Source organism: Streptomyces cellostaticus, from assembly GCF_001513965.1.
GTDB lineage: Bacteria > Actinomycetota > Actinomycetes > Streptomycetales > Streptomycetaceae > Streptomyces > Streptomyces cellostaticus.
Genome location: NZ_KQ948033.1, coordinates 153,315 through 176,356 on the forward strand (window position 1 = coordinate 153,315; position 23,042 = coordinate 176,356).

Annotated in this window: 22 protein-coding genes and 1 pseudogene; 9 read left to right on the forward strand and 14 right to left on the reverse strand. The window is 68.0% G+C overall.

Going from position 1 to position 23,042, the window contains the following annotated elements; all coding sequences use genetic code 11:
* Nucleotides 1-59 precede the first annotated feature (59 nt).
* From AQI88_RS29710 to AQI88_RS29730, 5 genes are all read right to left on the reverse strand, one after another.
* Complete coding sequence (locus AQI88_RS29710) at nt 60-1,289, reverse strand: hypothetical protein (protein ID WP_067004995.1); 1,230 nt, start codon at nt 1,287-1,289, stop codon at nt 60-62.
* A 269-nt stretch (nt 1,290-1,558) separates the two neighbouring features.
* The gene (locus AQI88_RS29715) at nt 1,559-1,885 is read right to left on the reverse strand and encodes a helix-turn-helix domain-containing protein (protein WP_067004997.1); all 327 of its coding nucleotides are present in this window, start codon (nt 1,883-1,885) and stop codon (nt 1,559-1,561) included.
* Nucleotides 1,885-3,066, reverse strand: coding sequence for a tyrosine-type recombinase/integrase (locus tag AQI88_RS29720; RefSeq protein ID WP_208615935.1), 1,182 nt, complete (start codon nt 3,064-3,066; stop codon nt 1,885-1,887). The genes AQI88_RS29715 and AQI88_RS29720 overlap by 1 nt, the downstream gene beginning before the upstream one ends.
* Nucleotides 3,067-3,577: 511 nt before the next feature.
* A complete protein-coding gene (locus tag AQI88_RS29725; RefSeq protein WP_067004999.1) occupies nt 3,578-5,047 on the reverse strand; it encodes a UvrD-helicase domain-containing protein in 1,470 nt (489 codons plus the stop codon).
* A 231-nt stretch (nt 5,048-5,278) separates the two neighbouring features.
* Nucleotides 5,279-5,542, reverse strand: a complete 264-nt coding sequence (locus AQI88_RS29730; RefSeq protein WP_067005001.1) for a helix-turn-helix transcriptional regulator — start codon at nt 5,540-5,542, stop codon at nt 5,279-5,281.
* 172 nt (nt 5,543-5,714) lie between these two features.
* Here AQI88_RS29730 and AQI88_RS29735 point away from each other — a divergent pair, with 172 nt between their 5' ends.
* Both AQI88_RS29735 and AQI88_RS29740 read left to right on the forward strand, forming a co-directional pair.
* On the forward strand, nt 5,715-6,158 hold the full coding sequence (locus AQI88_RS29735; protein ID WP_159050428.1) for a hypothetical protein: 444 nt from the start codon (nt 5,715-5,717) through the stop codon (nt 6,156-6,158).
* Nucleotides 6,159-6,402: 244 nt separating this feature from the next.
* Nucleotides 6,403-9,273: a hypothetical protein gene (locus tag AQI88_RS29740; protein ID WP_067005005.1), complete on the forward strand. Its 2,871-nt coding sequence runs from the start codon at nt 6,403-6,405 to the stop codon at nt 9,271-9,273.
* A gap of 279 nt (nt 9,274-9,552) precedes the next feature.
* Here the strand turns inward: AQI88_RS29740 and AQI88_RS49135 are convergent.
* Nucleotides 9,553-9,789: pseudogene (locus tag AQI88_RS49135) on the reverse strand (transposase); the annotation flags it as partial.
* A gap of 972 nt (nt 9,790-10,761) precedes the next feature.
* On the opposite strand from AQI88_RS49135, the gene AQI88_RS29750 reads away from it, so the two are divergent.
* Nucleotides 10,762-11,577 carry a phage antirepressor KilAC domain-containing protein gene (locus AQI88_RS29750; protein ID WP_159050429.1) on the forward strand — a complete coding sequence of 272 codons (816 nt, stop codon included), beginning with the start codon at nt 10,762-10,764 and terminating at the stop codon, nt 11,575-11,577.
* Between the two features lie 275 nt (nt 11,578-11,852).
* Complete coding sequence (locus tag AQI88_RS29755; RefSeq protein WP_067005011.1) at nt 11,853-12,680, forward strand: DUF3800 domain-containing protein; 828 nt, start codon at nt 11,853-11,855, stop codon at nt 12,678-12,680.
* 213 nt (nt 12,681-12,893) lie between these two features.
* Here AQI88_RS29755 and AQI88_RS29760 read toward each other — a convergent pair whose 3' ends face one another.
* On the reverse strand, nt 12,894-13,151 hold the full coding sequence (locus AQI88_RS29760) for a hypothetical protein (protein ID WP_067005012.1): 258 nt from the start codon (nt 13,149-13,151) through the stop codon (nt 12,894-12,896).
* Between the two features lie 222 nt (nt 13,152-13,373).
* Nucleotides 13,374-13,586 (reverse strand): hypothetical protein, encoded by a 213-nt coding sequence (locus AQI88_RS29765; protein ID WP_067005014.1) that lies wholly within the window; start codon nt 13,584-13,586, stop codon nt 13,374-13,376.
* A 184-nt stretch (nt 13,587-13,770) separates the two neighbouring features.
* Between AQI88_RS29765 and AQI88_RS29770 the strand changes: the two genes are divergently transcribed.
* Nucleotides 13,771-14,478 carry a restriction endonuclease gene (locus AQI88_RS29770; RefSeq protein ID WP_067005016.1) on the forward strand — a complete coding sequence of 236 codons (708 nt, stop codon included), beginning with the start codon at nt 13,771-13,773 and terminating at the stop codon, nt 14,476-14,478.
* Here the strand turns inward: AQI88_RS29770 and AQI88_RS29775 are convergent.
* On the reverse strand, nt 14,460-15,479 hold the full coding sequence (locus AQI88_RS29775) for an FkbM family methyltransferase (protein ID WP_067005018.1): 1,020 nt from the start codon (nt 15,477-15,479) through the stop codon (nt 14,460-14,462). The genes AQI88_RS29770 and AQI88_RS29775 overlap by 19 nt on opposite strands.
* Nucleotides 15,480-15,586: 107 nt before the next feature.
* Between AQI88_RS29775 and AQI88_RS29780 the strand changes: the two genes are divergently transcribed.
* Nucleotides 15,587-16,123, forward strand: coding sequence for a P-loop nucleotide/nucleoside kinase family protein (locus AQI88_RS29780; protein WP_244184384.1), 537 nt, complete (start codon nt 15,587-15,589; stop codon nt 16,121-16,123).
* Here AQI88_RS29780 and AQI88_RS29785 read toward each other — a convergent pair.
* From AQI88_RS29785 to AQI88_RS29800, 4 genes are read right to left on the reverse strand one after another with little or no spacing between them, the layout of a single operon-like run.
* Nucleotides 16,060-16,983 carry a glycosyltransferase family 2 protein gene (locus tag AQI88_RS29785; RefSeq protein WP_067005020.1) on the reverse strand — a complete coding sequence of 308 codons (924 nt, stop codon included), beginning with the start codon at nt 16,981-16,983 and terminating at the stop codon, nt 16,060-16,062. The genes AQI88_RS29780 and AQI88_RS29785 overlap by 64 nt on opposite strands.
* Nucleotides 16,977-18,212: a glycosyltransferase gene (locus AQI88_RS29790; protein ID WP_067005022.1), complete on the reverse strand. Its 1,236-nt coding sequence runs from the start codon at nt 18,210-18,212 to the stop codon at nt 16,977-16,979. The genes AQI88_RS29785 and AQI88_RS29790 overlap by 7 nt, the downstream gene beginning before the upstream one ends.
* Nucleotides 18,209-18,916, reverse strand: coding sequence for a hypothetical protein (locus AQI88_RS29795; protein WP_244184386.1), 708 nt, complete (start codon nt 18,914-18,916; stop codon nt 18,209-18,211). Before AQI88_RS29795 ends, AQI88_RS29790 begins: the two co-directional genes overlap by 4 nt.
* The gene (locus tag AQI88_RS29800; protein ID WP_067005024.1) at nt 18,913-20,070 is read right to left on the reverse strand and encodes a glycosyltransferase; all 1,158 of its coding nucleotides are present in this window, start codon (nt 20,068-20,070) and stop codon (nt 18,913-18,915) included. Before AQI88_RS29800 ends, AQI88_RS29795 begins: the two co-directional genes overlap by 4 nt.
* Before the next feature lie 145 nt (nt 20,071-20,215).
* Between AQI88_RS29800 and AQI88_RS47140 the strand changes: the two genes are divergently transcribed.
* Both AQI88_RS47140 and AQI88_RS47145 read left to right on the forward strand, forming a co-directional pair.
* Entirely contained in the window at nt 20,216-21,190 is a 975-nt protein-coding gene (locus AQI88_RS47140) for a helix-turn-helix domain-containing protein (protein WP_067005026.1), read from the forward strand.
* Nucleotides 21,187-21,756: a peptide deformylase gene (locus AQI88_RS47145; protein WP_067005028.1), complete on the forward strand. Its 570-nt coding sequence runs from the start codon at nt 21,187-21,189 to the stop codon at nt 21,754-21,756. Before AQI88_RS47140 ends, AQI88_RS47145 begins: the two co-directional genes overlap by 4 nt.
* A 246-nt stretch (nt 21,757-22,002) precedes the next feature.
* On the opposite strand, the gene AQI88_RS49140 is transcribed toward AQI88_RS47145, so the two are convergent.
* Nucleotides 22,003-22,527, reverse strand: a complete 525-nt coding sequence (locus AQI88_RS49140; RefSeq protein WP_079057879.1) for an ATP-binding protein — start codon at nt 22,525-22,527, stop codon at nt 22,003-22,005.
* Nucleotides 22,528-22,688: 161 nt separating this feature from the next.
* On the opposite strand from AQI88_RS49140, the gene AQI88_RS29815 reads away from it, so the two are divergent.
* Complete coding sequence (locus AQI88_RS29815) at nt 22,689-22,925, forward strand: DUF397 domain-containing protein (RefSeq protein ID WP_067005030.1); 237 nt, start codon at nt 22,689-22,691, stop codon at nt 22,923-22,925.
* The last annotated feature ends 117 nt before the right edge of the window (nt 22,926-23,042 follow it).

The window sequence follows — 23,042 nt, forward strand, 5'->3', positions numbered from 1 at the left end:
ATGAGGAGTTGAGTAGCCCCTGGGGCGTCGTAGCCGGGGGGTGATGCCGATAATGACGGCTATTCGCCAGGTGTGAGTGGTCCGTCAGGATGTTTCAGAGGGGCGTAGGCGAGGTAGTCGGTGCCAGCGCGCTCCGCGTAGCGACTCGCTGTCTTCGGGCTGATACCCAAGGCGTCCGCGAGGACAGATGGCGGGGCCTCGCGGACCATCTGCAGCCAGGAGCGTGACCGGGTGGCCAGGGGGCGGATTCCAAGGGCGCGGAGTCTGTTCGAGACGCTGTAGATGTGCATCGGGCGGCCGGGCATGAAGCCGGGGAACAGCAGTTGAGAGGTCGGGTTCGCAGCAGTGTTGAGGCCGGGGCGGGCCGCCAGATGGACGCGAATCACGGTTGCTGCCGGCTCGGGGACGTTCAACCATTCAGAACCGAAGGTGACCTGGAGCCCGTCGGGGCCATCGCGTAGTTGGTCGGTGCGAAGTTTGACGATTTGTGCGAGCGGCTGACCGAAGAGTACGAGCATTAGGCCGATAGCTCGGTGGGAGGCGGGCAGGGTGTCATGGAGCAAGAGTGTCCGCAGAGCGGTTAGGTGCTCTTCCTCGCTGGTCAGCGGGCTGTTTCGGTTCGTTGTGACTGGAACGGCGATGTGGCGGACGAGCCGTTGTCTGATGGCCCAGTAGAGGAAGTTGTTGGCGTGCTGGCGGGTGGTGGTGCCAGCACCGAACCACGCGTCAACGTCATGTTGCGTGCACTCGCGGAGCTGGCGTCCTCGTTGACCGAGCCAGTCGAGGAACTGGATGGCGACGGTGGTGTGTTGCTTCGCCCGGAGGAAGGCGCCCGCGGTCACGGGCGCCGTGCGGGACTGATCTTCCAGCCGCCGCTTCAGGTGCCAGCGTATGTAGCGTTCGATGAGCCGACGGTGGCCGACGTCCTCGATCGCGTTGAGCTTGGGTATGGTCCAGAGGTTGAAGGCCGCAAGGTGCTCGTCCCGTGGGGGCAAGCAGCCATGAGTGACTAGCAGGCCGCGGATGTATTGGACCGTCCGTGAAGAGGGCAGGCCGTCGAGGGCCTGGTGGCTGAGGTCAACGGTGCCGTGGGCCAGGGATCGCAATAGCTCCCGGACACGGGGGTTCTGGTAGAGCCAGGTACAGCCGCTGTTGGGGCGTGGCATGTCGATGATGGCCCGGGCCAGCGGTTGCAGGAGTTCGGGAATGGAGCCGTCCGGGCCAGCGAGGAGGGTGTGGACGGCGTCGCTGAGCAAGCATCGCCAGCACACGGCTTGGTCAGTGGTCATGGCCTCTTGGCCGCAGCGTTTGCACCGGACATCGAGGGGGACGTCGCAGCATCGGACGCAAACGGGCTGACCCGCCGTGTCGAGGCCAGGGAGGATTCCCTGGTGGTCACACTGAGCGCAGGTGCCCTGCCGCAGGCGTGCGGCTCGGACACAGTAGAGACAGACGGTTCCCTCGGGCCACTTCGCGGAGCGCGGGTAGCACTGGCCGCATCGGACGCAGGCGGGCCACCGGCTCGGGTCGGAGACGTGCTTGCGTGGCCGGGCCACGGTCAGTCCTCCAGGATGCGGGCCCGCTCGGGCCTGAAGTCCGGCTTGAGGTCGATGACGGCGGCCTCATCAGCGGTCCACTTGCGTCGGTCGGCCTCGACGTAGGGCTCGATGAGGTCCCCGGGTGAGCAGGCGAGGATGTCGCAGAGGGCGGCGAGGACGGGTAGGGAGAGCCGTTCAGGACGGTCGGTGACCAGTCGGTAGACCTGGGCGGTGGACAGGTTGACGCCACGCTCGCGCAGGAGCGGGATCAGCTCGGTGGTCTTCCAAATGTTGTGGGCGGCCATGATCCGCCGCAGGTGCCAGTGGTAGCTCAGCCGTCGGACCATCAGATGCCCTCCTTGCCGGTGGCGTCGAGTGCCCGGCCGATCGTCCCGTCAAGCACCCGGCGCAGGGTGCGGGTGCGGAAGTCGGAGGACACTGAGGTGTAGAGCGAGGTGGTGGAGGCGTAGGAGTGCCCGACCTGCTGCTGGACGAACAGCGGGTCGTAGCCGGCCTCGATGAGGTGCGTGACGTAGGAGTGCCGCAAGCAGTGCAGGCTGAGTTCGGCGGGCAGACCAAGCGCGTCCCGGTAGGTTGCGAAGCGGTCGCTAAGGGCGCCCATGTCCAGCTGGCGGGAGCGCTCGCTCGGCCACAAGGCTGTGCTTCCCGCGGCCGTGTCAAACAGCTCCCGGTAGCCGTCGAGCCACTGCTGCATGACCTTCACCGACCAGGGAAAGACGGTGAGGACGCTGCGGCGCTTGGGCGCGGAGCCTTTGGATGCTTTGCCCCAACGGACGTAGACGACGCCCAGGTCGCCGAACTCGGGGGCGTGCGGGTTGCGGCCGAAGTCGGCCAGTTCCAGTTTGATCACTTCGCGGCGGCGCAGTCCCCATGCATAGGCGGCCTTCAATGCCACCGCGTCGCGCATGGCGGTCAGCCAGCCCTTGCGGCCTGAAGCCCGGGCGGCGGCCACCTGGTCGTCCGCGTAGTCGAAGAGCCGCTGCAGTTCTGCCTTGGTAAGCGCTCGGCGTTGCGGCCTGCCCTCATAGTCGGCGGCGTGGACCGCGGTGTTCCACTCGAAGAACACCTGGGCGGGGTGGGTTCCGAACAGCCGCTCGCTGACGGTCGTCCACTGATAGCGGGGGTCGGCCGCGTACTCCAGGAAGAGGCGCACGTGACCCTGGTAGCTGCGAATGGTGGACAGGGCCCGGTCCTGGCCATCGCTGCGGAGGTGGGCGGTGAACTCCTCGACATCCTGAGGCCGCCAGGTCCACGGCCACTCATTGGTGAACCGCTGGAAGCGGCGTACCGCCGCCAAGCGATCCTCAACTGTGGTCTTGGCCAGGCTCCGGGCCAGTTGCTGATCACGCCAACCCGCGAGCATGGCCTCGAAGGCCTGTGCTTCCGGGTGCAGTAGCGGTGTACCGCCCACCACGAACAGCGACGGCGCTGCACCAGGCACATTCCAAGACGAACCGCTCACCACCAGCCCCCAATACGCCGCGAGTAGAGCGAACGAATCGTTCATTAGATGAGAACGAGCGGGGGCACGGGCAGGTCACGCTGCCTGCTGGAGCACGCTGACCTCAAGCTTCAGCCGGCCGCCAACTCGGCCATCAACCGGAACTCGCCTGCTCACCAGCGCCCTCGCCCGGGAGACCGAGTTCTCGCAGCAGATGCAACTCACGGCCGTTTCTCTCGGATACAGCCGCATATCCGCGCCGAGTTGCCGCCAGGGGGCGAGGCGCGACCGTCAAGTAACAACCCGAGAGCCGCCGCCCAGCACCATGCAACCGAAGGTCTTGCCCTCGCACGGATGGTCAACCTCGGTGCCCCCGGCCGCGATCACCCGATCGGGACTCCCGTTCGACGAACACCGCTCAAGATCGGAAAGACAACAGCCACTGACACCGTAGCGGCAGATGTGCCGTCCACCGGGGATGCGTGATCAGCAGGCGCGGCGCGCGCCAGCGCTGCGTCGTCTTCGGCGGTCTGCCGGGTGAGGCTGCGGCGTGCACCGGGGAGTTGGGGCTCACGGTTCAGGCCGGGTTGTCGGGGTGCTGGTTGATCCAGGCCAGGCCGATGGGGTCCAGGTGGTGGCGGGCCCGGGTGACGGCGACGTACGCCAGGCGGGCTTCTGCCTCATCGACGGGCTGGGGAACGGGGTGGCCCTGGGCGTCGACCTCATCGGTGTCGGCGGGCGGCGTGAAGTCGGGTGCGATGCGTACCCGGGCCCATTCCCGGCCCTTGGCCTTGTGGGCGGTGGAGACGGTGACTTCGGCCGCGTCTTCGGGAACGAGTCGGTCGACGGTTTGCAGGATGGCCTCCGGGCCGTGCTCGTCGACGAGGTTGGCGAAGGGCTGCAGGTCGCTGCCGGCGGGGTCGTGCTCGGCGTAGTCGCGCAGCGCCGTCCAGGTGGTGAACAGCACGAGTTCGGGGTGGTGGGCGCGGCGTCCCTGGATGAGGTCGCGGGCGGCCCATGCCAGGGCGCGCAGGGAGTCACCCCCGCCGACCAGCGCCGTTGCGATGCCGGCGGCGATGAGTGCGAGGACCTCGGTCATCGCGCCGATGTTGGTCCGACACAGGACTGCATCCGGGCGCCCGGCGCCGGATCCGATCGTGGTGGGAATGTCGGATGTCCCGGTCAGCCGGATGGGAGCGTTGCTGAGGGTGAGCCAGCGGTTGGCCTCCGTGGCGAGCGTGGGGCCGAAGCGGAAGGAGCGGGTGAGCGTGAGGTGCTGGCCGGTGAATCGCGCCATCACATCCCGGGCGCCGCGCCAGCCGTAGATGGCCTGTGCCGAGTCACCGACCATGACGATCTGAGTGCGGTCCTGCTGGGCCAGGACGATCTGCTCGAGGACGGGGTTGGTGTCCTGGGCCTCGTCCAGCAGGAGGAAGTCGCCGTGCAGGACGGGCTCGGTCAGGGCCCACATCTTCAGGTAATGGTCGTGCTCGAAACGGACCGCGCCGCCGTAGGGGTCCTGAAGATCGGTCCACGCCTTCGCCGCGTACGGCAGGATCAGGTCGGCCAGTTCCGCATGGTCCTCGTCGTCCAGGCCCCGCAGGCGCGGAACGTGATGGTGGGCCAGTTGCATGTCGGCCGACTGGCAAAAGCGGGTGACCGTCCGCAGCGTGGCGTTGGACAGCGTGGCCGGCATCAGCCCCGCCCGGCCGATGTAGGCCGGGGTGTTAAGGCCCAGGTCCTGCCCGATCCGCCAGCCAGGCCGCCTAGGAGCATTCAGGCGGCCGCGGAAGCGGTGGCCGAGCGCGGCGTAGGCCAGCGAGTGGGCCGTCTTGCACTGGACCGCCGAGGGAAAGCGGGCGGCGGCGTCCAGGGCGATGGCCCGGTTGAAGGCGAGGTATCGCCCACGCCGCAGCGGCATCTGTTCCGTGAGGAAGACGAGCGTGGACGTCTTGCCTGTGCCTGCGCCGGCCTGGATGGCGAGATGGCCACCGCTGCGGAACGCCTCCAGGGCGGCGGTCTGTTCGTCGGTCGGGGAAAAGGGCATGGAACAGATCTCTCCGGAAGCTCGAAGCCCACGCCACAGACACGTGGGCGCAGGGAAAGGGCCGCACCCTGGGCAGGTGCCGGAGTCAAAAAGTGCCAACGCATCCGCCCGTGTCTTACGTACGCGCCGCCCGGTCCGCCCGATGCGGTGACAAGACGGCGACAAGAATCCGAATCCAGGACGCATGCACGAGAGTGCCATCACGTTCGGGTGGCCGACGGGCGGCTGTGCTCAGGCGTCGGACATCGGAGGTTCGTGTCCCGCGCACAGCGGATCCAGGAGCTCGCCCAGCGGGATGGAGAAGGCGTGGGCGAGAGCGTGCCAAGTGGCGAGCGTGCCGATCGTGCGGCCCTGCTCGATCTCGATCAGCGTCCGGCGGGACAGACCGCTGTGCGCAGCGAGCTCGTCATAGCTCCACCTGCGCTGCGCACGCAGGCGAGCGAGAGAGTGCCTGAGTGCCGTCGGGTCGGGCTCCGGCGGCGGGATGATCGTCACGGATCTATCCGACGGTGCAGACCCCTGCCCCGACAGTGCAGACCTCTGCCCTGTTTGCGTCGGTACGGACTGGCTCCGGTAGGGCAGGGGTCTGCACTACGGTGTCTGCGCCCGGAGCCGCCCGGACGCAGGGTCGGCGGCTGACTGCTCACGGCTTGGAGGACCGATGTCCATGGCCCTGTCCGCACGCGCCTGGACCGTCACGATCAGCAGTTCGGCGGGGCGGCCCGTGCTGACGTGCAGTGCCTGCCCGCAGTCGTTCGTGGCCGTGGGGGCTGATGGGGTCGTGCAGGTCCGCCGGCATCTTGCGGGCCACCTCGTCGAGTCCCGGCTGCCGGCGTACTTGCGTACCTGCCAGTGCCGGGAGAAGGCCTGTGTGTGGCACGGGCGCCAGGGGCCCTGTTCCGGTCCTCTGCGGCTCCTGCTGATCCGGGCGGACCGCGGCCTCACCTGGCACCTTGCGGATGCCTGCGCTGCGTGCGCCGCCGCGATCCCCTGCGCCGCCACCGTCCCCGAACCCCCGCAGGACGCGGCCGTCCGCCATGTGCGGGCGCCCTCGGGTGAGGCAGTTGCGGACCTCACGTGTGAGCCCGTCGAGTGGGTGGAGGCGCTGTGAGACGGAGGCCGTGTTCGCCCGGCGCGTCTGCAGACACCCCGCCGCGGTGCTGGCTCTGGCCCGGGAGGGGCGGGTGGCCAGGGTGTGGGAGAGAGAGGTTCACGTTCGTCTGCCCGCGGGAGCGTGATCAGGCCAGAATCGGCAGGTGCCTTCAGGTGCTGCCGTGCTCCCCTAGCCTTGAGGGCTGATCATCGCCGTCGTGGCCAGGCCGCCTGGCGCGCCAAACTGGAAGGGGTGCACGGGCATGGACGGGGGACGCGGCGCGGCGCGGGGGTTTCACTACCAGTACCTGCGCACCCTGGAGCGGCTGGTTGCGGTGATCGACGATCCGGAGGTTGCGTGCGTCCGGGTGGAGGGCCCGCCGCCCGGTGACACGGTGGTGGACAAGGTCGATTTCGATGTGGTGGGCGCGGACGGGACGGTGCGTGAGGCGGTTCAGGTCAAGAGCCGGGTCGCGGGTGGTTCCATGAGCGGTGCTCTGGCGCTGGGCGTCCTGTTGGACATGCTCAACGGCAGTCAGGAGGCGGGCCGATACTGCCTGCTGACCAATGCCCGCCCGGGGGCCAGGGGGGACCGCCTCGAAGAAGTCCTGTCCGCAAGGTTCGAACCGCACATGCTGCTCGACACCCTGCTGGAACTCTTCCACGACGCGCCCCAGCGCCGCGACCAGCTGACGAGGCTGAGCGCCGACGGCCTTGCCCGGCTGGCTCGCTGCCGCCTCGAGTTCGACGCGCGCGATGACAGCGAGATCCTCGAAGAACTGCGTAACTGTCTGCGCGGCATCCGCAATCGCGCGCATCAAGGGCTGGGGGACGCATCAGCCGGGCTGCTCACCGGATACCTCATCTCCGAGATCCATGGCCGCGCGGCCGATATGACCGGCGAGTCGGCAGCCTTCTCCCTGGCCGAGCTGCGCAGCCTGATCCTTGTTGATGCGCAGACGTTGGCGCAGTCGATCGGAACCCGCGACTGGGGCACCATCGCGGGAAAGATCCCGGCTATCCCCGACGTGCGTCGGCCTCGCCTCATCGAGCCGCTGCTCGCCGCTTTCCCCGCCACGCACAAGCAGCCGACGCGACGGGCAACCCTCGTGGGACCGTCGGGAATCGGCAAGTCCAGCGCCGCTGCCCTCTACATCGCCGAGCGGGCCGACGCCTACGACTTCATCGGCTGGATCGACTGCGAGACGACAGCCTCAACCCATGGCTCGTTCCTGCGGGTACTGGACGCGCTGGACCCCAACGCCGCCGCTCGCCCTGAAGCCCGGCCCGAACAAACGCAGCAGGCGGTGCAGCGCGCCCTGGGCCGACTGCCCGGCCGCTGGCTGCTGGTCTTCGACAACGTGGCCGTGATGCGGCAGGCCGAGCCGTGGGTACCCACAGCGAGCCGGGGCGATGTCATCGTCACCACGCTGAACGCGGCCACCAACCTGGGCCCCGGCGAGGTCGTACACGTATCGGCCATGGAACGCCCCGAATCCGTCCAGCTCCTGACCCGACGTCTTCACCTGGACGATGCCGACGAGGCCCCGTGGCAGGGCGCACTGGACCGGCTGGCACGCGAACTGGGCGACTGGCCCCTGGCCCTGGAGCTCGGCGCCGGCTACCTCTATACATGCGGGCTCGGACTCGACCAGGTCGACCACTACCTCAAGGCCCTCAAGCTGCGCTCCTACGCGGATGAGGAGATGGTGCCGCTCGGCTATCCCCGAAGCCTCGCGGCCGCCCACACCATGTGCATCGAACAGATCGAGGCACGGATCCGGCCCGGCACGGTCCTCGATGTCGCCGCCGTGGCCGTGCAGATGTTCTATGCGGCCGCCTACCTGGCCTCCCAGCAGATCCCCGCGCATCTCCTCCTCGCCGCGGCGATCAGCAGGGTCGAGGACCTCGACGCCAAGCACCGCGGCCCCGTGCTCATTCCCCCGGAGACGGTGAACATCGGTGAGGCGCTGCGCGAGCTGGCCCGCTTCTCACTCATCAAGAACGATCTCCCCTTGCCGCCCTCGTACGGCGAGACGATGCCCGGGGCCGACCGCTCTCTGTCCGTCAATACGGTCAGTCAGGAGCTAATGCGAGAACGCCTGTCGAGGCACCCGGCGCAGGCCACAGCGGTCGATCAACTGGCCGGGCACATGGAGCGCTGGCTCACTGGCCCCGTGCAGCTGGGCGAGTTGGAGCGGGTACGCGTCATGCAGTCGCACGCCGAGATGCTCCTGGAACACATCGACCGCCTCGACCTGCCGAGCGAACGCGCGGCCCTCATCTGTGGAAACCTTGCCGCGCCCTACTACCTGCAGGGGGACGTGGTGCGAGCCGAGGAGCTTTACCTGCGAGAGCTCGACTTCCTGGCGAGAGCTGGCTCGGACAATGACGCACTCGTCGTTCAAACACGGTTTGCTTTGGCTGTCATGCGCATCCAGGTTTATGAGCTCGGCAATGACAGACGCCCGACGCTGAAGACCACACTGGAAGAGGCGGTAGCTCATCTGGAGTTCGTCCTCTACCAGGCGCAGTCATGGGTGTTCGAGTATCCCAAGGCCGCCATGAAACTCGCCATCGACTCGCGGCTGCTGCTCCAGGGATCGAGCGTCCCGGAGGCCCTGTCGCCACGGCTCGCGCTCCTCGCCGAGGCCTTCACGGACCTGGAGTCGAGAATCGAGCCGACTCCCTACGCCGCGCAATACGGAGCACTGGAGCAGGCAGAGGACTGCTTGCGCAACAACCGCCACGCCGAAGCGGAATCGTACTGCCGAGGGCTGCTGGATCAGGGGGTATCGGGGCCACTCGAAGTGGAGACCCGGCGCCGCCTCGTCGAAGCCCTGGCCGGGCAGGCGAAGTGGGACGAGGCGATTAGCGAAGTCACCTACTGGCAGGACGATGCGATGGCGCCACGACTCTTCCGGCACGCCATCGTCGATCTGATACGCAATGTCTGCGTCAGCTGCGCCGAGGCCTTCGCCGAGGGTGATGCCGGCTCGCTGCGACTCTTGGACCACGTGGTTGACTGGCCCCATCTTGATGAATTCATCGTCATGGGATCCGACGCCGACAACCGCGCCATCACCAGCGCCCGCGCGCTGCGCGACCTGATCCGCAAGGCACTTGGGGGATAGACCGGTCGCATCGCCCGGATCGCCGAGCGGCTTGGCACCCGCCGGACCATCGCCACCGGACTGACCGTCATGGCCCTGGGCTGCGTGATCCTCAGCCTGGTGCCAGCCTCTACGCCCGTCTGGCCCCTGGCCCTGCTTCTGATCCCGGTCGGCGTCGCCGACCGCTGTTCATGCCGCCGACCACCGCCCTGCTGCTATTTAGAGGTCATCTCGATGTAGGTGCCAGCGGTGGTTAGATCCTGTCCGCTGGTGCGGAACACCACTGAGTTGAGCGGGTCTTCAAAGTTGAGCGGTGCGGAGGTGCCCGCGGGCTCGGCGGGTGGTGACGCAGCGTGTGTGTAGGCGCTGGTTGGCTGGGTTGTGGAAGCCGTGGGCAGCCCTGGCGACGAGCTTGATCACGCGGTTGATGCCGTCGCTCTTGGCGTTGCTGTGGCCGGTGGTGATGAACGCTTCGATCTCGGACCACCAGCGGTCGACCGTGACGGCGAGCTGGCGGACCTCAGGGATGTCGGAGTCCGCGCACCAGGTCCTGGTTTTTCAGTGACTTCAGGTAAACGTATGCATCATTGTGAACCACCAAGAGCGCGTTGAGGGCCTCCAAGATCCCCGCACGGCTGACCAGAGTCGCTTCGACCACGCGCTCACGGAGATCCCTCCGGGCCGCAGATGGGGAGCGCATCGTCTCTGCTATCTGGACACCCTCAGTACCCTGCTCGATGTCAGTCGCAACGTGAATTAGCTAGCGCTGACACTCTTTGGTAGCCATCATCACGTGGGAATACGGCACTCGGTGCCGAAGCCAGTGCTCGTGCTGGGTATGGGCCTGGTGCTGCGACTGCTGCATCGCTGCTCGTTCCGCTCGTTCCGCTCCTTCCCGAGCACCGCGGACAGCCGCAACTCCGCCAACGGCCGCACCGCCCAAGGCTCCGACCAAGCCGACGGCAGCCGCGATTACTGCAGCCCAATCCGCGTCCATATCCATCCCCTTGGCTCCCACCCTGCAAATCCCATCGTGGCGGCTTCCTCTGGCGTGTGACCAGTCGCAAGAACGAACGGAGACAGCGTGAGCCCTGACCGCTACGTCCGGTCCTGCGCCCTTGAGTCAGCTGTCCGGCAAGCCGCTAACAGGTCGCTCACCACGGTACGTAATCAGCGGTGGTCGGCGGCGCCCCCTACAGTTCGAAGGATAAGCGGCTAGCGTTCAGTCGCCACTGCGAGACATCCATCACAAACGCACAGGATGAAGGTGAATGAATCGGACTTGCGTGGCATGGAGTGCCTGACGCCAACTGGCCTTTCCCTTGGAATCCAGGGTTCCCCCCGGGTGGCTGACACTCGATGCCGCCGGAAAGGGTGACTCTCTGTCAGGGCTCTCCCGTAACCTGAATGTCATAAGGCCGCCTTCGAAGTGAAGGCGGCCCGGACAGCTCACGTGCGGGTACCAGCCGCCGCGAGCCAGGAATTCAAGGGAGTTCTACCTTGTCCAACTTGGACACTACCGTGCCCCCCGACGATGGGGCCAGTGGGGGGTCTAGTCCTTTCGACCGGATCATGCTCTTGGATCACAAGGGCGAGGAACGCTGGTCCGCACGCGACCTCCAGCAGCTCATGGGCTACGAGCGCTGGGAGCGCTTCGAAGATGTCATACGGCGGGCCCAGGAGACGATCACCGCCACGGGTCTGGATCCGCTCGATCACTTTCGCGGTGCCGTGCGACTGATGCCGGGCGGTCGCTGGGGCAAGCAGAGCGTGGCCGACTATCGCCTCACGCGCTTCGGGGCGTACCACGTCGCACTGGCCGGCGACGGGCGGAAGCCGGAGGTCGCTGCGGCCAAGACCTACTTCGCGGTCAAAACTCGCGAGGCAGAGGCGGCGCAGCAGTCGGTCCCGGACGTCTCCAGCTCTGAGGGCGTCCTGGCCCTGGCGGAGAGGTACGTAGAGGCTGCACGCGAACTCGTCACCACGAAGAAGGAGCTTGCTATCGCGGCCCCCAAAGCAGGCAGGTGGGACGCGTTCTGCAATTCCGACGGCTTGATCGACATGGGCTGCGCGGCGAAGGCCCTGACGAAGATCACAGGCGGACTCGGCCGGACGAAGTTCATGGAGCTCCTGCGGCGGAGGGATATCCACTTCCTCCAGGTGCAGAACCCGCGGCTGCCCTACGAGGACCACATCAAAGCCGGGCGAGCGGAAGTGAAGCTAGTCCAAGCGGGATACCAGTGGGTGGAGCAGACTTTCTTCACCCCGAAGGGCCTGGACTGGCTCGTCAACAGGCTGGGAGGCGAAGCCCTTCCAGCCGCCTAGGGGCACGACGGGCACCCGCCGTCGAGGCGGGCGCCTGTTCGGTCGCTTAATGGCAACTCACGGGTACCTCATATGAATTACCCGACAAGTCTTCCATCGGGTGTAACGTTGTGTCACCAGATGTGCTACTGGGGGCTAACGGTCGGTCGATAGTCATGTGTGCCCTCGACGGACGGGACTCCGCCGAGGGCAAGACCAGAGGGGAACTGGCCTCCCGTGGTGCAGAGTTACCGTAGAGCGCCCGTGTGCGCCCGCCTCAGATACGCCAGGCAGCCATGATGCCGACGGGCTTCGGGACCGCGAGTGTCGGCCAGCTGCCGCGCCTTCACGTCTATGTTGACGAGACTGGCGACCGGGGCTTCAGTGACAAGTCCCGAGGGAAGTCCCCGTTCTTCGCCATGACGGCGCTAATCGTGCCGCAGGAGGAGGAATGGTTCGTCAAGGTAACCGCTGGAGGCCTGCGCAGCGTTGTACACAGCGGCCCACCCGAAGCCCGGCACAAGCCGCTCCACTGGGTGGAGCACTTCAAAGCGAAAAGGCCGGAGAGACGCCGCCAGGCGGCGCTCGCTCTGTCTCGCATGCGCAGCGTCATGGTCATCCATGTCATCGCCCACAAAGAGACCATGCACAAAGACTGGGGCATGAGCCAGAGCAAGGAGCTGTTCTACAACTACACAACTCGTCTTCTCCTGGAGCGCGTTGCTCTGGCGGCACGCGAATGGCCTGGAGGGAGGCGGCTCGCTGTCGTGCGTCTCGGAGCGGTCAAGCACATGAATCACTCCACATCTGAGAGCCACCTCGACTACGTCCGCCGGGGAAACTGCGAGACCTACCAGGTTCCATGGTCTTTGATCAAATGGCCTCCCACTTGGGAATCCACCGAACGCGACGGCATTCAGCTCGCCGATCTGCACGCCGGCCTTCTCAACGCCGCGCTCTCCGGAGATCCTCGTGACACGTCCTGCGCTGAGAACCTCCTGCTGTGCAAACATCAGCTGCGACGCTCGTATGATGGACGGATCATGGGCCGTGGAGTGAAGGTCATCGGAGACGATTCCTTCGTCACCGGACGGATCTGGTGGCCAGCGTGGCAACGGCCGTGACCAATAAGAAGCCCCTGAGGGGACTCCCGGGGGCCACAACCACCTCTGTGGGTGGAGGGATCCAGTTTCCTGGTTCCGACCTTCTTCCCGGCAGCCCTCCCAAGGGCTTCTAACCCCACCCTAGCGCACGGGGAGATACGTTGCCCACAAGCATGCACATCAGGATAAAGCTGTTCACTAACGGGCATCCTGTGACGTCCCTCTTTGCCATTCCTAAGGCATGGGGAACCAAGCATCCCCACAGCCGACCCACCCCACATCGATGATGTCGATGCCGTCCAGGTAGGCAGAGAACATCACCCAGGAGCGGGAGCCGAATCGCACAGCGGCATCCCATCCACCTGGGTCCGGCCACGCATCTAGCCGGACGAGCGCTGCCGCGATCGTCTCCATGACTTCTTGCCGTCCGGCGTCGGGCAATGTGGCCAGCGCGTCCTCCACCTGGACCGCCAACTCGACTCTGTACGTCATTGCGCACCCCCGTGCTTGTGATCAGTCAGGGCAGCACCGTACGGCCCGGCGGCGGGAGGTGTGCGGGCCTGTGGATAACCGGCCCGTGCCCGGATGCCGCAGGGCCTCGGGGCTCATCAGCCCCTTCAGCCCCTTCAGCCCCTTTGCCCCCGTGAGACACGCAGCTCACGGACCTGTGATCAGGTATTTCACCAGGACGGGACCGTGGCGGTGAGAAAGGGCTCAGGGGCATCCCAGGGCCCCGACCCTCCAGCCAGCCTCGTGCCGGGTGTCCGCGTCGAGCGTGCCGTGGCCGTCGATGGCCTTTGGGCTCGCGGCGTGGACAGCATGGCGGTGTGGGTCGAAGTGGGAGAACTGCGGCCACTCGGTGAGCTGACCAGCTCCGGTGCCGTCGTGTTCGGCGGTCACGACTACCACGGCCGGCTCGTAGACCATCCCGAGTATGGCTGCACTGTCAGTGCGCTGTGGTCCACTGAATCGTTGTGCGGGAACAGCAACTGACCGAGGGGGTCGTGTGGTTGGAGAGGGTGCGCGAGGCAGGGCGCGGGCAGGGCTCAGCGGCAAGCTCGCCGAGTTCCGTGGACATCTTGCGGACGCGTGTGCGGCGTTGAGGATGTCCATGCCTCACGGCATCAGCGAGGACGAGCATGAGCGTCTGCTGGAGAGGCGCAAGAAGCTGCAGTTCGCTTCACTCGCCGTAGCGGCGGTCATCGGAGGCGCTGGGTTCATCGGCTTCTTCGTCTGGCTGGGCGCCTGGCTGAACGATCACTGGGGGATATATGCCGTCCTGCCGCAGGCAGGACTGATGCTCGTGGTCTTCTTCGGGGCGGCGGCAGAGCAGCGCCGCAGGTGGGAAGAGCGTCGAGCGCAAGGGCTGCGGATGCAGCTGTCCGAACTGGACGAGTCGGACCACCGGGCCTTCGAATACGCGGTACGCGATCTGATGCGGCGGGACGGATTCACGGCCGAGCGAGTCGGCGGTGCCGGTGACGATGCCTGCGACGTGCGCGCCGTGGATGCCGATGGTCGGGTCTGGGCCATCCAGTGCAAGCACCGGCGCGATGGCTGGGCAGGTAGAGCCACGGGGGTCGGCGTGCTGCAACAGGTCAACGGGACCGCGGCGCCGGTCCATGGCGCCCAGGTCGCCGTGGTGGTCACCAACGGACGCTTCAGTGGACCTGCTGTGCACTGGGCCGAGCGGCATGGGATTCGGCTGATGGACCGTCACTGCCTGGAGCTGTGGAGCCGGGAGGGACAGCCGCTGTGGGAAGCCCTCGGGGGCATCAAGCGCCCCCGGCGTCTGCCCAGTCAGGCGCGTCGTCCTTGACTGGTCGGGACAACGCGCCCGTACAGGGCGTACAGCTGAGACTCATACTGCCCAGGGCCCCGCAGCCTGGCTGTTGAGCGCCTTGCCCGTCCGATGAGGGGAGGCAGGGTCTCGGCGTCGGTGCGGGAGAAGACTAGGTCGCTCATTTCCGTGACGGGCCCATGCCAGCGCACGGCAGGTGCGGGCCTGCGCAGGGCGGCCGGGTAGCTGGCTGCGGCGTAGTCGTTGGCCAGCCGGTAGACGTGGAAGCCCTGCTCGCGCAGGGGTGCAAGCACATCGTCGGTCTGCTGACCCTGCTTGGCCAGCATCTGGGGGGTGACCTCAATAACCAGCTCGGCTTCGGGCCGTAGCCGGTGCAGGACGGGGGTCAGCCCGCGCACGGCCGCCGCTTCGCCGCCCTCGATATCGATCTTGATCAGGCGGGCGGCGGCGAGTTCGTCATCGGTGACGAGGTTCGGCAGTGTCGCGGCCTCCGTCTCGAAGGAGGAGACGACGGTTCGCGGGCGGACGGCAGTGGTGCCGCCGAGGTTGGTGGAACGCTCCAGGTAGTACGTCATCCTCCCCGGGGTGTCAGACACGGCGGCGTTCACGGTGCGGACGTTGGTGCATCCGTTGGCCTCGATGTTCCCCTTCAGGGCCTGGTGGAAGGCAGGGGAGGCTTCGATCGCGACGACGCGGCCGGTGGGTCCGGTGAGCTGGGAGGCCAGCACCGTGAAGTAGCCCGTGTGTGCGCCGACGTCGATGACGAGGTCGCCCGGGGTGATGCGATGGCGCATCCATGCGGTCAGGTGCGGCTCCCAGGTGCCGAACAGCCAGAGGTAGCGCTGAATGACATCGCTGGTCGTCACGGGGAAGACGGTGCCGGTGCGGGTGAGGGCGGTCGTGGTGAGCGGGTGGTGTTTGAGGTATTCGCTCAGGTGTCCGGCCAGCCAGGGCTTGCCGAGGGCGGGTGCGTGCCGCACGTAGGCGCGCAGGGCCTTGAGCATGAGCGGAGGGATCACGGCAGTCTCCTGGAGGTGGGGCGTGGCTGTTCGGCCGCGCTCTGGAGCGGGAGGGTGGCAGGCTGGGTTTCAGGAGTCAGTTCTTGGGGTGTGAGAGGAGAGCGCGGGTGAAGGCGGTGGACGCCGGCCAGGCGGCCGACCGTGGGCGGGAGTCCGGGCCGGTTGTGTATCTGCTGGTCGGGCTGACCGGGTCGGGCAAGACCACGTACGCGAGGCGGCGGCTGGAGCCGGCTGGGGTGGTGCGACTGTCGGTGGACGAGGAGGTTCACGCCCGGCACGGCCGCTATGGCGTGGACTATCCGGAGCGGGACTACTTCGCTCTGGAGGCGCCGGTGGTCGCCGAGGTCCGTGAGCGCCTGGTGGAGCTGGTTGCGGCTGGCCGGGACGCGGTGCTGGACCACGGGCTGTGGCTTCGCTCGGCCCGCGAGGAGTGGAAGAAGCTCGTCGAGGAGGCGGGCGGTCACCCGCGGCTGCTGTACTTCCCGGTCGAGCGGGCCGAACTGCTGCGGCGTCTTGAGGAACGCAACCTGCGTGCGGACGCCAATGCGCTGACCGTCACGGAGTCGGCGCTCGACGACTTCTACGCCCGGTTCGAGCCGCCTGAGGGCGAGGGCGAGGAGGTCATCGCGCCCGGCTGGTTCTGACCCGTTCCCGGCGTCGGGGGACGCCAGGTGGTGACCAGCCGTGTCGCCTTGGCCGCCCACCAGTCGGGGACGGTCTGGAGTGAGACGGGCCTGAAGTCCAGGTGCGGGGAGTCGACCGCGATCCGGCCGCCGTGGCGGTGAAGGTGCTGGAGCATGCGGCGGGCCTCGGCGAGCCGGGCTGGGGAGGCGGTCTTCCAGGTGCCGTCCGCCGAGTGCACGGCTCGCCGCTCGATGTCCTGTCGTACGCCGTCGCGCCACTTGAAGTGGTGTACGGCGACCGGCGGCCGGTTGGCGGGGCGGTGGCCCTCGGCGCGGTGGTTGCCGGAGGCCACCACGACGCTGGAGTGCGCGAGCACGATCTTGCGGGGGTCGCCGCGCAGGAGCTGGTGGGTGAGGAAGGCGCCGAGCGGATACGTCGCGTCCAGGCCGGTCTGCGGGTCCCAGCTGGTCAAGGAGCCGTAGGTGGCGACGCGGTCGAGCATCAGGCCGCCCACCACGCGGTGCCCGGCGTGCTCGGCCTGGGCGATCATTTCGTCCAGGGGGGCGGGGTACTGGTGGAACTCGTCGGCGTCGGCGAGCAGGTGCCAGCCGGGCCCAGCCTGCTGCCGCAGGGTGTCCCTGAGCTCGCCGTTCGAGTGCTCGTGCCACGGGCCGGTACTGGTGGCGGCGGGCGCGATGCCCAGCTCGCGGCTGGCGGCCTGGAGTTCGTGCTGGTGCTGGTCGGGGACGTGCTCGGGGAAGTGGAAGGCGATGAGGAACCTTTCGATGCCCAGGAGCCGGTAGTGGCGGACCCAGGCGGCCAGCAGCGGCACTTCGACAGGGCCGATGACGGCGACCAGCGGCGGGGGCGTGATCAGCATCGTGACTCCTTCATACGCAGGGAGGCGAAGGTGTGGGTGAGGAAGTCGGCCTGCTCGGCGGCCGTCCACATGCCCAGCAGGCGCGGCGCCTCGGGGCCAGGCCGCTCGGGTGGCTGGCGGATGACGGTGTGCAGGGCCTTCGTGAGGGCGTCCGGGGAGCCGGCGGGGAAGGCCAGGGCCCAGGGCTGGCCGCGAAGCAGGCCCGTGAGGGAGCCATCGTGGTCGGAGACGATCAGGGGGACACCGAGGCGGGCGGCGTCCATCACGAGCCCGGATTCCTTGCCGACGCCAGGGTGCCGGGCGACCAGGGCGGCATCGGCGGCGGCATAGACCAGCCGCAGCACGCTGTCTGCGACAGGGCCGGGCACAGTGTGCAGATGCAGGTCGGGGAGACCCCGCCACCGCTCAAGAACGGCTTCGTCGAGAGGAGCTCCGGTGACCACGAGGTGCAGCGGTTCCTTCAGCCGGGCCAGGGCGGCATCGATGACGGCGATGTCCTTGTAGGGCCACCAGCCGCCCACCAGGCACACCACGGCTTCGGCGGCGCGGATGTCGAAGGCCGTCCGGCCACCCTCGCGTTCGGCTTCGGTCAGGCGGCGGCCGTCGTCGACCGCGAAGGCCCGCACCACCGCAGGCAGCTCGGGGAAGGCCGCCGCCATCTGATCGCCCACCGCCCGTGTCGGGCACACCGCGATCACGCGCCGCTCGCCGCGGCGGGCAAGGCGCCTGAGGAGCCGTAGGGGAGCGTCCTCGGTGGTGACCTGTTCGTGAACGAACCGCAGATGCGGCAAGCCGCCGAGGAGGGCGGTGGCCCCGTGCAGGGCCTCGCTCGCGGTCAGGATCACCGTCGCATCGGCGCCGGGCTGGAGGCGGCGGGCGGTCCGCAGGGCCGATGCCTCGGCCAGGCAGCGGGCGATGAGGGTGATCTGGTGCGGCAGCCGCCGTAGGCAGCGAGGCCAGCGGCGCGAGCGGAAGATGCGCTTCCCGGCGGTGGAGAGCCCGGCCACGAGGCGGGAGGCGTTCAGTAGGACTGCCGCCGCCCGCCCCGCCGGTGCGGTCACCAGCCGGGCCTCGGCCTGGCGCAGGGCCGTGGCCGTCTCGCGGGCGATCCCGTGCGGGGCGATGACAAGGCTGCCCGGCCGGGCCTGGGCCAGCGCGATCAGCGTGCGCTGGTGATGGCCGCCCAGCCGGTTCGCGTATGGCTCGATGAGCACGAGCGGACCCGTCATCCCGAGACCGCCTGGTCTCCGTGGGCGTCGGTGAAGCGGTCCCGCAGCCAGGTGGGGTCGTTGAGGTGATCGAACAGTTTGGGAGCGCGGGCGGCCCCGCGGGCGAAGGCGATGCCCTCGTTGGCTCCGGCAGCGGCGTAGGCGGCGAACTCCCCATCGCGGCTCGCGGTCCATGCCTCCAACCGTTCGCGGGCGTCGTCGTCGGCCATGCCGTACTCGCTGCCGCGGGCGAGCATCGCGCACTCGCGGAAACCGGCCTTCCAGGCGTGGAAGGGGCTCTGGTTGAACCGGGTGACGCCCGCGCTCTGCCCAGCGAACTCGATGCGGCCCGGGAGGGCGGCGAGCACGTCGACCGCCTCGCCCATCTCGCGCAGGGCACTGCGGCGGATCAGCTTCAGTCCGCCATAGCCGTAGGTGAGGCCGTTGACCGGGTTGACCGCCTGCCACACCCGCATGGACACGCCTTCGTCCAGCGGCTCGACCGTGGCGGGGTCGAAGCCGGTGTCGATGGCGAAGTCGCCGTCGGCGAGGAAGAACTGCTCGCGGTCTACGACTTCGGCACACAGCCGGTAGGCCCGGCGCATTCCGTGCACGCCGTGCAGGCGCTTGACCGTGCCGCCGAGGGTTCTTTGCAGGCGGGCGTGAAGGGAGTTGGTCATCGGCTCGTCGTAGGAGAGGAACACCGCATCGAACACGGTCGTCACGAGATGGCCTCCAGGTAGCGGGCGGCGACCAGGGCGGGGGTGAAGTCGGCGGTGGAGGCGTAAGCGCGCTTGGCGTGCAGGGCGTGAAACTCGTCGTCGGTGGCGAGGCGTTCGGCCAGGGCGACGGCCTCGGCCGGGCTGTCGAAGCACAGCTCGGTGTCGATGTGCTCGGCGAGCCAGCCCAGGCGCGGGGAGATGACTGGCAGGCCCATGCCCTGGCAGTCGATGACACTCATGGACCAGGGGCAGCCGGGGCGGAAAGGGGCGATGCCGAAGCGGGCGCCGGCGAGCAGGTTCTTGTAGCGGACGCGGTCACCCCGGTCGGAGACGATCTGGACGTGCGGCAGCGCGGCAAGCTGGTCGCGCATCTTCTCCGGGCTGTCGTCCAGGCCCGTGCGTTCGGCCCGGCGCCGGCCGAACAGGTCCATCACCCGCAGCCGCAGACGGCCGGAGGCGACCAGGTCACGAGCCAGGTGCACGAACTGCTCGGTGCCGTAGTGCGCGTACAGCCGGTGGTTGTAGATCCCGATCGCCCCGGCCGCGGAGACGGGCTGGGTGGCGGCAGGAGCGCGGACCAGACTGTCATCGCGCGGCGCGGGCACCACCCGCAGCTTCTCCCCGAGGTCCACGCTCATCCGGGCGGCGGCGGCCGAGGTCCAGGAGGCGGCCGTGGGGGAGTGGACCATCACCCGGTCGCAGGCGGCCAGCCCGGCGGCGAACGCCAGCAGCACCGGACGCCCGAGACCTGCGTCGTTCAGGGACGGATCCAGCAGGAGCTGACCGCCGCTGGTGAAGGAGAACGGCAGGTAGTGGCAGTACCCGGCCAGCAGTGCGTCCGATCCGGCCTCCAGCAGGGCCGTGCGGATCGCTGGGGCCTCCTCGATCTGGTTGGCCACCACCGCGTCCGGCCTCGTCTCCCGGATCAGGGTCACCAGTTCGTCGATGTCCGCGGAGAAGCGGGCCCGGTACTTCGTTCCCGGCACCTTCGTCCGATGGAAACCGCAGCGGGCATCCCCGGCCGCCGCCGGGGCCGCGACGGTCACCTCGGCCCCGGCGTCCGCCAGGGCCGGGGCGAGGAGGTCCGCGAAGATCCACCCCGAGTCGGCCGAAAGCCGGTCAGGGTTGGAGATGTTGAGCAGATATAGCACGCGCATGCGTCGCCTCCCTCACGTTGCCCGGAGGGTCGATCCGGGCCGGTGAGGGAAGGAAACCTGCGACGCGGGCCGTGACGGGATGATGAACTTGGATCACTCACGGTTCATTCATGCTCACCACCAAGTGACGCGGGGGCGGCCTTTGATGGGCACGCAAGACGACGAGACCACCGTCGAGCAGGCCGCCGAGGACTACGCGGCCGAAGTGGCGCGGTGGCGGGAAGTACGCGGCATGTCCAAGCGGGCGTTGGCGCTTGCCATGGGCTTCGACCCGTCCTACGTCAGCCACGTGGAGTCGGGCCGCCACAAGCCCAGCGAGGAGTTCTCGCGCCTTGCGGACGAGGCCCTGAACGCCGGGAAGTCGATCTGGCGGCGCTGGTGCGACTACGAGCAGGCGAAGGCCCGTGCCCGGCGTCCGGCGGCCACGCCGCCCGCCCAGCGCAGGCCCGAGCAGCCGTACGCGACCGGATCGGCCCTCATCGTCGAACACGACGCGGCACGGCTTCACTACGACGGCAGCAAGTACCGGCTGACCATGCGCCGCCGACTGCGGAACACCGGTGATGAGCCGGTGACCCGCTACCTGATCCGGATCTCCGTGGACCGCTACCCCGGCGACCCGGAACGCTCCAACGCCCACTACCGGGCCCACCCGCTGACCTGGAACGAACTCGCCCTCACCGCTACCTGCCGGGGCGAGGCAATGAGCTGGCAGGTGAAACACGACCGCGACGCCTTCAAGGAAGTCTGGCTGGTGTTCGACAACGAACACGGCCGCTTCCCGCTCTACCCGGGCGAGTCCGTGTGGATCGAGTACGCCTACACCGTCGGCGACGACAAGTGGGGCAACTGGTTCCAGCGGGCCGTACGCCTGCCCACCGAACAGCTCGAAGTCCAGCTCGCCTTCCCCGCTACCCTCGACCCGGTTGTGTGGGGCACCGAGACGTCCATGACCGCCGAAGCCTCTCCGCTGCGGACGCCGCCCGTCCGCAGTGACGACGGTGAGCTACGGCAATTCACGTGGATCACGACCGCACCCGCCCTGCACGCTCGGTACCGTCTGGAATGGCGGTTTCGGGCACGGCCCGAACGCAACATGAATCAAGGGGAGTTCAGGTGATCGACGTGCGGCCCAGCCAGCAGATGCGAGACCTCGGTGTCGTCCAGCACGGCGCCGGCATTCTCGCCGAACCGGCCCGCGCCTTCGATCTGCCCGCCGAGCGCGACGAGGCCGATCGCATCACGGACGAGCTGTTCGCCGCCATGGATCGGATCGGACAGGTCCACCCCTTCGCCAAGGGCATGGGTATCGCTGCCCCTCAGATCGGCATCGCGCGGGCCGCCGCCGTCGTCCAGCCCCCGGGCGACGCCCCGGCCATCATCCTGCTCAACCCGCGTATCACCGCTCGCTCGGACGAGGTGGATGAGCAGTACGAGGGCTGCCTGAGCTTCTTCGACGTCCGCGGCCTCGTCCCCCGCCCCCTGAAGATCACCGTCGAAGCCACGGCCCTGACCGGCGAGACGGTGACCACCGCGTACGAACGCGGCCTTGCCCGCCTCATCCACCACGAGATCGACCACCTCGACGGCCTCCTCTACACCGCCCGGATGCGCGCCGGAGTCGCCCCGATCCCCGTGGAGGAGTACAGGCAGACCGGCCGAGCCTGGGTCTACGACGGCTCCTGACGGTGGTGGGGCTCCGGTACCGAGTCCCACCACCGTCTACACATCCACGGCCGTAGCCGCCCGGCGACACCGCGGCCGGCATGCTCACCCCTCCCGAAATGGCGAAACGCACATCAGCTCACGTACCGCCCTCTGAAGTACGCGCGCGTGGCGGATGAGTGCGCGGGCTGCATGCTGCCAGACCCACCAGGGCTGAGCCGCTGCACCGGCCGACGCCGCCTGGCTAGCCCGACAAGTCACCTCACGTCACAGCGGGATTCGCGCCCAGACGATCTTTCCGGGGGGAGGCGATGGGCTCCATCCCCAGGAGGAACTGAGTGCAGCGATGACATGAAGGCCTCGTCCCGCTTCGGAGAGGGGGGCAAGGGATTGGGTTCGCGGTGGCTTGGGGCTGGGGTCGGCAACGGCGCAGATGAGTTCTTCGGTGTACAGGATGATGGCCAGCCACACGGGACCTGAGCCCGGAGTGCGGCTGTGCTGTAGGGCGTTGGTGCTGAGTTCGCTCACGACGAGGGTTGCGCTGTCAACGGGTGCGGGTAGTTGCCACTGGCTGAGGCAGTGCTGCAGGAAGCGCCGGGCTTGTCTCACGCTGCGGGGGTGCGGGTCAAGCAGGTGGGCGGCGAATCCGGCCGGGCTGATGCCTAGTTCGAGCCCGCGCATCCAATCACTCGTTCGATAGCCCCGAACTGGCCATTCCGTGCCAGCGTGGGGGCTGGTGGCGGGATCGACATTGCCCCTGTCAGGTGCGGAATCGCCGTCTGGTGCTGTCATGGCTGTTCATGCCCCCCGGTGAGGCGTTCTCTTCGAACACATCGGATCCCTCGTGTGGCTGAGAGTAGTGTCTCCGGCCCATCCCCCGTGCAATTGCAGACAGGGGCGTGCGCCCTGTGGCTGGGGTGGAGATTGGATCCAGCGAGCGAGGGGAACGGCTGATGGAGCGGGTGGAAAACGGCGTGGCGGCGCATCTGATCCCGGGGGTGACGTGGATGAAGAGCCAGCACAGCAACGGTGCGGGCGACTGCGCCGAGGTGGCTCCCCTGCCTGACGGCGGCATGGCGATCAGGAACTCCCGATTCCCGCAGGGCCCGGCACTGATTTACACCCGGAAGGAGGTGGTGGCGTTCTTCGCCGGGGTCAAGGACGGTGAGTTCGATTTCGTGATCGACTGAAAATTTACCAGGAAGTCGATCTTCCGATTCGGCTGCTCCCTGAGGCGGGATACTGGCGCTCTGCGATATGCCTACAGAGGAGTGCATCATGGGAGCAGCCGAGCCGGACCCGCCTAA